The organism is Chitinophaga varians (assembly GCF_012641275.1).
Taxonomy (GTDB): Bacteria; Bacteroidota; Bacteroidia; order Chitinophagales; family Chitinophagaceae; genus Chitinophaga; species Chitinophaga varians_A.
On sequence record NZ_JABAIA010000001.1, the window covers coordinates 483,584 to 495,557 of the forward strand.

Here is an 11,974-nt window from a genome sequence, read left to right on the forward strand (position 1 = left end):
ATACCGGTTAACACTGTCTACGCATTTCAAATAAAAAAAACACCGGTTCATCAACTCTTTTTCCCCATACACGGGAATAGCTTTACATTCATCCGTAAATCACCGTACTTGAAAAGAAAACGCATTGAAGTTATTATCCACCTGCTCATCTGGACCTGCGCCTATCTGCTCTTTGCCTTCGTTGCCGACACCATTGGTGTTTTCAGCAGCAGGGAGCATACGCTTTTTTATCCGCTGACAGTGGGCACCCTGATCAATGCCGCCATGTTTTATACTGCGTCGCTGATCATCATCCCCCGGGGTGCTGCACTGAAAAAAAAGCAGCAACTGGCACTGCAACTGCTGCTGCTTTATATCGGCACCACCACACTGAAGTCTGTCATCGATTTCCTCTTTTTCGACAGTATTGTATCTACACAAAAAGAGTCATTCGAAGAACAAATCCTGATCAACGCCGTTTTCGACCTTATCCTGCTGAGTCTGGCCATGGGCTATGGTTTCACTCGTACCTGGCTAAAAAAAGAAGCGCAGCAGCAGGTGATACAGCAGGAAAAACTGAAAGCGGAACTGAATTTTCTGAAGGCGCAGGTCAACCCTCATTTTCTTTTCAACACGCTCAATACCGCCTATGCCAGCGCCACGCTGTATGGCGATGCCCGCACTGCCGGTATTATCGACAAGCTCAGCTATCTGATCAGGTATATGTTGTATGAAAGCAATGAAGAACAGGTACTGCTGGAACAAGAGATCACCTACATTGAAGATTATATTGAATTACAGCAATTCAGGATCTCTGATGAGATCCGGGCGGATATCCGGTTTTACCACCAGGCAGACAGCCATCACCAGATAGCCCCGCTGTTATTGCTCCCCTTTGTGGAGAACGCCTTTAAACACGGTATCAGACTGGGTGAGCTGTCTTACATCGACATACAGCTGCTGGTGGTGGACAATAAGTTGTCTTTCTCTGTAAAAAACAGCGCAGGGGGAACGCCGGCAACAGCCATCCCGCAGGTGGGCGGCGTGGGGCTGGCCAATGTAAAAAAGCGGCTCGCGTTACTATATCCTTCCGGGCACCAGCTGCACATCAACAATAACGATCATCATTTTGACATCCTGCTTGAAATAAATTTAAACAGCCATGAAATGTATAGTGGTGGATGACGAGCCTTTAGCCCTGGCATTGACGCAACGTTACATAGAACAAACGCCCCGGCTGCAGTTGGCCGGCAGTTTCACCAATCCGTTTAAAGCCATGGAGTACCTGTTGCGGGAAGAGGTACACCTCCTTTTCCTCGACATCAATATGCCGGGGCTGTCCGGCATGCACCTGCTGGCCTCTCTGCCGGTGCAGCCCATGGTGGTGTTTACCACCGCCTATGCGGCATTTGGGGCGGAAAGTTATGAATACAATGCCGTCGACTACCTGCTGAAGCCCATCAACTATCCCCGTTTCCTGAGAGCCGTCAATAAAGCTGTTGCCGCAGCCGGCAACAAACCAGGCAATACGCCCGCGGAAGAAGAGGTCGTGATCAAAAGCGGCTCACAGTGGCACCGCGTCCGGACAAACAATATCCTGTATATTGAAGCTGCCGGTAACTACATGCAATTCCATACGACAGAAAAAAAGCTGATGGCGCTGATGAACATGAACGAGCTGATGGAACTATTGCCCCCGCAGCATTTCGTCCGCATACACAAGTCATACGTTATTTCCCTCCGGCATATTACGATGTATGAAAAAAACATGGTGATGCTGCATAAGGTGTCATTACCGATAGGGCTTACCTACCGGCAGCAGTTTCTGGAGCGGTTAAAGCGGAAATAACCACGCATGAACATTGGCCTGTAACATCCTAGCGGACAATTGCTTATATTTAGCCCTTCATTAATTCTTTCATCCGCCATGGACCAATATCTGACTGAACTGATCGACCGTATGAATGACACCAGCGACTGGCCTCCGCCGCCGGGCGTAAGCAGCAGCACCACCATTTCATGGGCTGCGCTGAGAGAAGCGGAAAAACTCAACAATACCGCCCATATTCCCCAGTTGATCACTTTCATCAACACGGAGAAAGATGCGCGGCGACGCAAGAGCGCCTACTTTACGCTCGCGCATATCGCAGAAAATACCGACAACCGGGAAGCGATGGAGTTTCTTATCTCCCGGGTAACAAAAGAAAAAGACAAATATATTCAATCGAATATACTGGACCACCTCGCAGATCTGGAAAAGCCGGCAGGCACCGATCTTACGCCCCTGGTCCAGGCGGTGAAAAGTAGTTCGTGGCAGGTCAGCCAAAGTGCTATCAAAGCGCTGTCCCGTTCCGCGGAGAAAACAGCTGAGGAAGCCCTGCTGGAAGTTATCAGCACCAGTAAAAATGAATACGCCCTGATATATGCCAACATCGCCCTGGCCACATCAGGGTCGCCTGCCAGTCTGCCTTATCTCGTGAAATTGCTGGAACACAAAAAACAGGATGTCTCCGGCACCGCACTGAGCGCCATTCTGAAATTAGGCGATGCGTCCTATCTCGACCTTTTCCGCGAACAACTGGAAAACGGCAAAAACAAGTTCACCGCCCTGCACGGCGTCATTAAATACGGTGACGAAAAGGTGGTGCCTGATCTTATCAGGCGGGTAAAACAACTGGTGGCCAAACAACGGGCCATAGAGGCGATCAGCACCGATGGTAAAACAGAAATCATCTTTGCGCTTGAATTCCTGGTGCAGCATGTTGCCGGCAACCCCGAAATAAAAAAGCTCTACGAACTGTTGACAGGAAAAAAGAACGCACTGCTCTGGGACCGTGAAAAAAATTGGTTACAAACGTTCCGCCATCATTTTATTGTTTAGAGATTCTGATGTTTTAGTTATTTGAAGAATGCCAGGCATTCTTCAAATAACTAAAACAATTATCATTATGGTAAAACGTTTTTCGTTCAAAAAAAATTCTTTTTTTGAATTGTTTATTATATTATTGCTGACTAGAAACCAAAATCTGTACACAAAAGCACGGCACACGCTTCAAGCACGACGAGCACAACGAAAACCTGATCAAACCCGTTTGACAAAGTGATTTTTCTAAACCGTTATTAATTTCAACAATATTCACAAATACTAAATCTGTCTGCACGATAGGAATGCCACGCATTTGCTTTATACCCGGAAAGCTATGCTGTCATTGCTTTACAAACAAATAAAATCCGTCAGCGCACATACAACCAGTCTGAATCACAAAAACATTCCGGTAGTGAAGCGAAATAGCCATATTTCCGCTACTGTACATGTTATCCTGTATATTTTGATCGTCCCCCTCAATCACCAAATTAAATTAGCCATGAAAAAAACCCTTCAAACACTTGCCTTTACTGTACTGTCAGCATTCCTATTGGCATCCTGTAGCAAAAATGCTGATGTACCTGTAGTGCAGGAAAAAAAAGATAACGCAGACAAAGTGATGTCCTACATTCAACGCCTGGGCTTTTCCCAAAGCGACATCGTTGATAACGGCGACGCATATATCGTCGATGGAGACATCCGCTTCCCCAAAGACATGGTAGTCCCTGATGGCAAAGCTTCCACCGAGCAACAATGGACAGGCAGCAAACTGACCGCAGCCAACGCATTGAATGTTCGTATCAAAGTAGACGACAGCATGGCTTCCATGATGGCGGAAATCAATTCTGCCATTGACCAGTGGAACAATATCGGTGGCGACATTGCTTTACACCTCAGCATCGTTACCGGTACGTCCTATGACATATTGATCAAGGACACCAACCTTGGCGCAGGCATCTGCGGACAGGGCACCTTCCCTTCCAATGGTCAGGCAGGTAACCTCATCCAGATCAACAAGTCATATATTGCAGGCAACAGCTTTGCACAACGTCAACGTACTATTACGCATGAAATAGGACATAATATTTCCATCATGCACACCAATCAAACCGGTGGTATGCAAATCCCCGGCACACCTGTTACTGACGCACTTTCGCTGATGAATGCAGGACAGTGTAATTCCGGCGCCACTGTATTGTCTAACTATGACAAGATAGCCGCACGGTGGTTATACTAAAAACATGTTCACCATCATTCGGTAACTTGTCTGAAGAAGACAATCAACCTTATTAGCTCCACATTCTGTACGATCAGAATATAACAGGTGTCCGCTCCGGCAAGCCGGAGCGGACTTTCGTGTTAATCCCGATAAAAATTCACGGCATGATGATCGCAGAAAACCGGCAATAAAAAAGGTCCGCTGCCTGAAGACAAACGGACCCTTCTTTATGATCGGGCTATTATCAGCGCAAGGTTATTTTCCTGATCTGCCCCAGGAAATCTTCCACGAAGTAGATATTTCCCTGCCGGTCTACCGCCATAGACCCCGCCGATGCCGGCGAGATAAGCGCCTCCTGTAAAGTACCATTCTTATTGCCGGTATGCCACGGCTCATAAGTGCCGCCCGAACCGGTGACCGTACCAATGGTGCCATCTGCCGGTGATATGCTTCTAATAGACGCATTATTGCCATCTATCACATAAATCAATCCGCTTACAGGATCATACACCAACGTACCTGGTCCGTCCAGCTTGCCCACGCCACGCGGACCATCCACGTAACCTGACTGGAAGAAGGTGCCCGCAAACAATCCGACCTCGGTGGTAACACTATTGTAGCGGTACACCGCACCGCCATCGGTGTTGGACCAGAACACGGACCCGTTCACGTAAGTAAACTGCGAAGAGAAACCACCTCTGGACAGCTGTTTGATCTGGGAGCCATCGGCAGAAATGCGGTAGGTGCCGTTGTATTCAGACCCTATATACACATTGCCTGACGGATCGACTGTAATATAGCGCGGTGGATTTTCGATACCGGAGTAGAAGGTCGTCACCACTCCTGCCTGCGTGATTTTCCTGACACTGTTGTTCCAGCCATCGGCCACATACAGGTTGTCGTTTGCATCAAAAGCAAGACCACAGATACCGTTAAAACGTGCAGCGCCGCCGGTGCCGTTGGCATTTCCGGAGTTATCATCGCCCGCGAACAGCGTACCACCGGAGCCGTCCGGGTTGATCCTGTAAATTTTTGTGTTGGCGCTCAGGTATACATATCCTTTGCTGTCAATGGCCATGCCCCGTTGGTTGGCCACCACCATCGCGCCTTGATAGAACAGGCTGACGCCCGCCCTGCGAAACAGCGGCCCTGTGGCCGACAGGCTACCGGTAGTGATCTGCAAGGCGCCGGTAGTGATACCGGTAGGTATCGTAGCGGTCAACACGGTGTCGGTGGCCGTATTGATTGTCAGCGCCAGGCCATTAATGGTAACATGGTTATTGGCCGCCACAGGGTCAAAGCCGGTACCCCTGATCCTGATCACGGTGCCAGCCAACCCGTTGTCAGGCAACAGCTCCGCTACCCCTAACGCCTGTACGGTATAACGCGGGCCATTTACCTCCTGGCCGTTTACCACTACTTTAAGCGTACCGGAGGTGGTGCCGGGAGGAACAGTGACCACCAGCTGGCCCTTCATGGCACTTAATATATGCGTTGCCGTGCCATTGATAAATACGGAATCTTCGTCGGTGATATCGCTGAACTCATCTCCCATGATGGTAACAGTGCTGCCAACCGGGCCACTGAGCGGCGCTACCGTCTTGACAGAAGGCGGCGGCACCTGCGTAAATACAGGACCAGTGGTTTTCTGCCCGTTCATGGTCAGCGACACCGGACCGGTTTTTACATTGGCCGGCGCTATCACCACCAGTGACGTAGCGGTGGCACTGACCACGGTGGCCACGGCTCCGTTGAAGGAAACCTGATTATTGGCAACAACCGGATCAAAACCGGAACCTGTCAGCGTTACCTGCGTACCAGCGCCGCCTTTCACAGGTTTGATCTGCGCGATGGACTGATAGTTGAATGCCGGACCAGTGGCATGTGTACCGTTCACTTTCACTTCTATCGCGCCGGCACCGGCATCTGCAGGCACTATCACGACCAGCAGGGTATCGTTGGAATTCGCAATAATGGCTGCATGTCCGTTGATGGTCACTTCAGCCGGGCCGTCGGTCGCGGTGAAACCGGCGCCTGAAATATATACGTTCGTACCGGCCGGACCGTTGGCAGGTGTAATACCGTGAATACTCAATGCCTGATAGGTATAGGTACCGCCTTGTATGGTGCGGTCGCCGCTCTTAACTGTTATGGGGCCGGTAGTGCCTTTGTCCGGGGCCTGTACCACCAGCACGGAATCGTTGGCGCTGACTACCCGGGCGGCAGTCCCATTGAAAGCTACTTCATTGGACTCCAGCGTACGGCTAAAACCCGTTCCGCGTATAGTCACCACCGTACCGGGGTTACCGCTGCCCGGCATAAAGTTGGAAACCGTCAGCGGCGTCTCTACCTCCTTATGGTCTTTTTTGCAGGCAGCCAGCATGAGCATGGCGCCTGCTAAAAAATATATAAATTGTTTCATCACTTTTTAATTTGATATCGATTACCTAAAATGAATACCTCATTCCCAGCTGCAACTGGTAGCGGGAATTAAAGAAATCAACCGCATAAGGTTTTCCCGGATCTGAAAACATGTACACCGGATAATTCTCTTTGCTCTGCCGGCCGGGATAAAAAGGTGTCAATCCCACACTGGCTGTTGAGTTGAAAGTATTAGGCGAAAAATATGACCTGCCCCAGTCTTTGTTCAGCAGATTGGTGAGGTTCATCACGTCCAGTGTAAAGGTGAGGAAGCTGCTGCCCGGACGACCAGAGAAGTGATACTCCTGCCCGAAGTGGAAGTCGGCCTGTGTGTTCCAGGGCGTACGGCCAGCATTCCTTTCAGTGAAATTACCGCGACGGCTGCGCAGGTATGCGTTGCCATCCACATAGCGGTTAAAGGCTTCTGCCTGGGCCGCTGCTGTTACCGCATTACCCGCCGCATCTGTATAATCCTGGAAATAACGGACCGCCTCTGTAGCCTGTGGAATATACACCAGGCTTACCTGCTGCGGCAATCCCTGTATGCTGTTGTTCACGATACCGTAGGTGAACGGAGAACCGGACTGCGCGCTGACAAACAATGAGAAGCTGCTGACCCATTTTTTGTCCCACGCCTTGCGGTAGTCTACATGCACAACAATGCGGTGGCGGATATCGAAATTGGAATACGCGAGACCGGGATTGTTGGGGTTCAGCGCCTGGTTCAGCTGCCAGTTGCTCTCCATAGAGTTACGAATGCCATTGGCCACGTCTTTTGATTCACCGTAGGTATAAGACACTCCTGCATTTAATCCGAATGCATAATTCCTATTGATGCTGCCGGTGAGACTGTAGCGGTAGCCTTTATTGGTATTGCTTAATTCATACGCATTGGCGAAGCGAGGATCTATGCTGCCGCCAAATACAGGCTGCGACTGATTTACATCATACCCGTAATAACGCGGGTCATCTTTAATATTCACCTGTTTAAACATCACATCTTTCAGGCTCCTGGTATAGATACCCTCTATGGTGAACTTATAGCCTGATGCTGTAGTATAGTCAGCGGCGAGACTGGTACGCAGCACTTTCGGCATCACAAAGTTATTGTCCACCACGTCCACCTGCGTTTTACCGGTGTTTTTATTGTTCAACACAGCGCCATTTTGTTCAATGAACCCGCCGATGCCGTTGTTACCGCCTTTCAGCGGATCGGAACCTTTTACGAATGCCTGCTGGTCAGCTTTCTGATCGAATGCGCCGTACGTGTCGCCATTATTGTAATAGGCATAGGCCAGCCAGGCGAGCGGAATTCTGCCGGTGAACATACCGATTCCACCTCTTAGAATCAGGCGCTGATTGCCCATCCAGTCGTAACGGAAGCCCAGGCGTGGAGAGATCTGTACCCTGTTAAGATAATGGTTGGTGATCCGGTTCAGTGGCGTGTAGTAGTAAGTGGTGCCAAGGAAACCGTCCTGGATGGCGGTTTGGGTTTTGTCGCTCAACGTTGGTTTTTCCGGCAACAACGTATAGTCGGCTCTGATACCTGGCGTAATTTTCAGTTTGTCTGTCAGCTGAATTTCGTCCTGTGCATAGGCGCTCAACATGTCCAGGTTAAAAGACTGCGGGTGGTCCATGATATAGGCCCTGCTGTTGTCTGTATAGTTATAGCTACCCCTTACGCGCCATGGATTGTTTTGGAGATAATCATCTATGCTGAGATAATCCACACGGCCGTTCCAGCTGTTCACAAAGCCATAGTTGATATGATATAGTTCATTGTGCGTACCAAAGAGGAAGGTGTGTTTTCCTTTGTAGAGGGTCACGTTATCAGTGATTTCCCAGGTGCGCTGCTGCATGTTAAAAATAGCCGCTTCCCTGTCTGTGCCCAGATAGATGGTAGTGCCTGGCGTGCGGCCCATGATCTGTACCTGCGGCAATGCAGGATCGGACTGCGGATCACGTTTATCCTTCACCGATGTAAAACCAACGATAAGGCTGTTGGCCAGCTGAGGACTGAAGCGGGATTTCAGTTCCGCCACAGTGGACGTCTGGTTGTTGGTTTGTTTGTAAGCCATACTGGTGAAGCGGAAATCGGCCTGGTCCCGGTCCATCATCATGGCTTCAGAAAGGATGGTATTGTTGCGGACAGACAGCTGATGTTTATCGTTGATGTTCCAGTCGAGGCGATTAAAGAATTTATGGGAATTGCTTTTAGCGCTGAAAGCGCCGCCGGTGCCGGGATCAAAGGCATTTCCGTAGCGCTGCAGCGTGGCATTGCGGATATCCTGCTCGTCTTTTGCAGAGAGTATCTGTGCCGTTTCAGGCTGTCCTGCCAGCAGTTGCACGGGATCGCGGCGGCCGGTAAATTCTTCATTGGTAAAAAAGAACAGTTTGTCTTTGATGATAGGAAAGCCCAGTCGTATACCGGTCTGATAATCGTAGAAGTCGCTGTTCATTTTGCCGAGGGTGCCGGCTTTGTCTTTGCCGGTGATAGCGGCATTACGGCCAAAAGCATATACGGAACCGGTGAAGGTGTTGGTGCCGCTACGGGTCACCGCGTTGATACTGCCGCCGGTGAAGTTGCCGATCTTCACATCGAATGGCGCGAGGTATACCTGCATATCCTCTATGGCGTCCATGGACACCGGATTGGTATGGGTGCTGGCGCCGGGCATGCCGGAAGTACCGGTGATGCCACCGGTAGAAGGACTGAATCCTATCGCATCATTGTTGATGGCGCCATCGAGGGTAACGTTGTTGTAACGGAAGTTCGTACCGCCGAAGGAATTGTCTTTCGATGCCTGTGGCACCAGTCGCGTCATATCCTGTATGCTGCGATTGATCGTCGGCATATTTTTCAGCTGCGCGCTGCTGATGTTCTGTCCCGCACCGTAGGTGCTGGCTTTGGCCACTTTGTTTCCTTTCACCACAACTTCCGACAGCTGTTTCTGTTTATCTTCCAATATCAGCTCCAGCTGCAAAGGTTCTCCCAGTCTTACCTGCAAGCCATCTCTCGTTTGTGTGCCCATTCCCATCATGGATGCCTGCACTGTATAGGGGCCGCCAATCCGGAGGCCAGCCAGGTGGTAACGACCATCATTACCGGCCACGGTACCATAACGTGTGCCCGTAGGCGTATGTATGGCCCGTACCGTTACACCGGGAACAGGCTGCCCCTTCCCGTCCAGCACGCGCCCGTCGAGCCGTCCGCTGGTTTCCTGCGCCTGCAGGTGCGTGGCAATAAGCACACACAGGAGGCTGAATAGTATATATAATTTTTTCATTTTCGGATCATTTTAAATAACGCATCAGAAGTTTTCCGTTAATACCTGATCGATAATATGCAACACCCCGTTGTTGGTCAGCACATTGGACTTCAGCACCTGTGCCGGTTGCCGGTTACCGGCTCCCTGGATGGTGATACTATAGTCGTTGCCGTTATTTTGCAGGTTAACGGTGGTGGCGCTGTTATTGAGCATATTCTGCTGCGTCTGGTTGCTGTTGTCAGTTGTCAACACGTAGTCATATACGAAGCGGCGGGTGGCCAGCATATGGAACTGTAGCAGGTTGCGCAGCAATGCGGGATCGGTTTTCACAATGCTGTCGGTGGTAGGAAAACCGGCATTGATGAAAGCGTCGTTGCCGGGGGCGAATATGGTGAGCGGACCATCGCCTTTCAGCAGATCTTTCAGGCCTGCGCGTTGCAGGGCGGCGTTGAAATAAGTCAGCGATGGCTCCGCGGCCACGGCGTCGCTCAGCTTATCCTGCACCAGCGGGTTCAGCACGGTGTTAATCACCTGTATCAATCCGTTGCTGGCAGGCATATTGAGCGCTGTCACACGGGTGCCGTTCACCACGATAACGGTGTCTGTTCCGTGTACCCAATGGGTAACGTACAGTTGCGCGCCTGTAGCGGTGGTGACCGGCTGATTAAACCGGAAAGGCAGTTTGTCCAGCTGCCATTTTCCCGGCAGGGTATGATACTTTACCATGTTCATCAGCACTGCGCCTTTTTCTTTGGCCACGTCTGAAACAGTATTATAACCGGATTTTTGAAAAGCGTTATCATCCGGTATCAGCACGGTGTACGGGCCCTTCTCACGGAAAGTGGGACCATAGTTGGTCACCGTTATGGCGGTATTGAAAAAAGAGAAATTGAACTTATTATCCTCGATCACGTACAGGATATTATTGTTGTCTTTATCAGGTCGGGACAGGTTATCGTCGTCCTTCTTACAGGAAATCAAAGCGGCTGTCATCAACCCAAACAATATATATTTCTTCATCTTGTTAAATATTTTTGATGAGCCTTATGGCATAAACAGACCATCGTCTATCACGTGAATCACCCCGTTACGGAAAAGCAGGTCGGTTGTTACCAGTTTGCGGGCGGGCAGGGATGAGCCGAGCTGCTTTACCATAATGCTTCCGGCATTATTGGCAAACGAAAGCCGGATAAACTGCGGCCCTTCGTGATAAGTAGATCCGGGCCTGATCTGGAAACCTGCCAGCATGGCGTTGTCCGTCAGGTCGTTGGAAAACAGCACCAACGGATAATTGGGCTTCATGGCAGCATTAAAATCCAGGTGATTGGCCGACAGCACGGAGTCCAATGACGTGGTGGGGCTCACGTAATACATGTTATCATTGTAGTAGGAATCCCCCACGTCATAAAGCAATGCCCTTTGCCGGAGATCATCCACCGTATTAAACCCGGATTGCTGAAAAGCGCGGTTGGTAGGCGCAAACAGTGTGAACGATTTGTATTGCGCTGTTGTTTTCAGCAGGTCCGTCATCCGGGGCTGCTTCCACGACAACTGGTAAATACTGTCGCTGATACGAAAGGCTTCCATCAGGTAACTGAATTCAGGATTATTAAGCAGGTAATCGTACATGTCCTGCGCCGGTTTGTTCAGCACGGCGTCCAGCAGGTAGATGGTACCGTTGATGGCTTCCAGCGGCTTCAGCGTGTAGGGTTTCCCGTTAATCATCAGTTTACCGTCATGATATCCCAGATACTGCGCGTAGATATAAGGGTCATTGCTGTAGAAGCCCGGCAGGTCTGTGCGCCGCAGCAGCGAACGCATATTGTTGCTGCCGGTGAGTTTTTTCAATTGGTCGCCTGACAGCCAGCTGTCGAGTACATGGTAAAACAACAGGGTATCGAGGTCTTCAACCTGCATGACCTTCACTTTGTCCGCCGTGATACCGGCTTTAGCGAAAGCGTCATCTGTCGGTGCCAGCAATGTATAGGCCTGCCAGGCTCCGTCAGCGATCACGGAATCCATATTCACCTTTTTCCAGATAGCCTTGTAAACAGTGAGGTTGGTGCTGTCCAGCAGTTCACGGATTTTGCGGGTAGGCCCGGCATACTCCAGGGGCTTGCCCACCGGTGTCACCTGTGCATCTTTTAACCGGCAGGCGGAGAGAAACAGCAGGAATAACGCAAACGTATATATGAAATATTTTCTCTTCATCATTTCCGG

The 11,974-nt window shown here is 50.2% G+C and carries 8 protein-coding genes; 4 read left to right on the plus strand and 4 right to left on the minus strand.

The window, feature by feature from the left end:
• The first annotated feature begins 108 nt into the window (after positions 1 to 108).
• From HGH92_RS01930 to HGH92_RS01945, 4 genes are all read left to right on the plus strand, one after another.
• Positions 109 to 1,164: a sensor histidine kinase gene (locus tag HGH92_RS01930; protein WP_168869074.1), complete on the plus strand. Its 1,056-nt coding sequence runs from the start codon at positions 109 to 111 to the stop codon at positions 1,162 to 1,164.
• Entirely contained in the window at positions 1,142 to 1,828 is a 687-nt protein-coding gene (locus HGH92_RS01935; RefSeq protein WP_168869075.1) for a LytR/AlgR family response regulator transcription factor, read from the plus strand. The genes HGH92_RS01930 and HGH92_RS01935 overlap by 23 nt, the downstream gene beginning before the upstream one ends.
• A gap of 78 nt (positions 1,829 to 1,906) precedes the next feature.
• Positions 1,907 to 2,860, plus strand: coding sequence for a HEAT repeat domain-containing protein (locus HGH92_RS01940; RefSeq protein WP_168869076.1), 954 nt, complete (start codon positions 1,907 to 1,909; stop codon positions 2,858 to 2,860).
• 484 nt (positions 2,861 to 3,344) lie between these two features.
• Entirely contained in the window at positions 3,345 to 4,082 is a 738-nt protein-coding gene (locus tag HGH92_RS01945; protein WP_168869077.1) for a M57 family metalloprotease, read from the plus strand.
• Positions 4,083 to 4,308: 226 nt separating this feature from the next.
• Here HGH92_RS01945 and HGH92_RS01950 read toward each other — a convergent pair whose 3' ends face one another.
• Genes HGH92_RS01950 through HGH92_RS01965 form a run of 4 tightly spaced genes read right to left on the minus strand, consistent with a single transcriptional unit; the run spans position 4,309 to position 11,968 of the window.
• On the minus strand, positions 4,309 to 6,486 hold the full coding sequence (locus tag HGH92_RS01950; protein WP_168869078.1) for an IPT/TIG domain-containing protein: 2,178 nt from the start codon (positions 6,484 to 6,486) through the stop codon (positions 4,309 to 4,311).
• Between the two features lie 25 nt (positions 6,487 to 6,511).
• Positions 6,512 to 9,772 carry a TonB-dependent receptor gene (locus tag HGH92_RS01955; RefSeq protein WP_168869079.1) on the minus strand — a complete coding sequence of 1,087 codons (3,261 nt, stop codon included), beginning with the start codon at positions 9,770 to 9,772 and terminating at the stop codon, positions 6,512 to 6,514.
• Positions 9,773 to 9,796: 24 nt separating this feature from the next.
• A complete protein-coding gene (locus HGH92_RS01960) occupies positions 9,797 to 10,774 on the minus strand; it encodes a fasciclin domain-containing protein (RefSeq protein WP_168869080.1) in 978 nt (325 codons plus the stop codon).
• 24 nt (positions 10,775 to 10,798) lie between these two features.
• Positions 10,799 to 11,968: a fasciclin domain-containing protein gene (locus tag HGH92_RS01965; RefSeq protein WP_168869081.1), complete on the minus strand. Its 1,170-nt coding sequence runs from the start codon at positions 11,966 to 11,968 to the stop codon at positions 10,799 to 10,801.
• Positions 11,969 to 11,974 lie beyond the last annotated feature (6 nt).

Coding starts and splice junctions, on each gene's coding strand:
- HGH92_RS01950 (WP_168869078.1), bottom strand. CDS start 6,486: ATGAAACAATTTATATATTTTTTAGCAGGCGCCATGCTCATGCTGGCT.
- HGH92_RS01955 (WP_168869079.1), bottom strand. CDS start 9,772: ATGAAAAAATTATATATACTATTCAGCCTCCTGTGTGTGCTTATTGCC.
- HGH92_RS01945 (WP_168869077.1), top strand. CDS start 3,345: ATGAAAAAAACCCTTCAAACACTTGCCTTTACTGTACTGTCAGCATTC.
- HGH92_RS01960 (WP_168869080.1), bottom strand. CDS start 10,774: ATGAAGAAATATATATTGTTTGGGTTGATGACAGCCGCTTTGATTTCC.
- HGH92_RS01965 (WP_168869081.1), bottom strand. CDS start 11,968: ATGATGAAGAGAAAATATTTCATATATACGTTTGCGTTATTCCTGCTG.
- HGH92_RS01935 (WP_168869075.1), top strand. CDS start 1,142: ATGAAATGTATAGTGGTGGATGACGAGCCTTTAGCCCTGGCATTGACG.
- HGH92_RS01940 (WP_168869076.1), top strand. CDS start 1,907: ATGGACCAATATCTGACTGAACTGATCGACCGTATGAATGACACCAGC.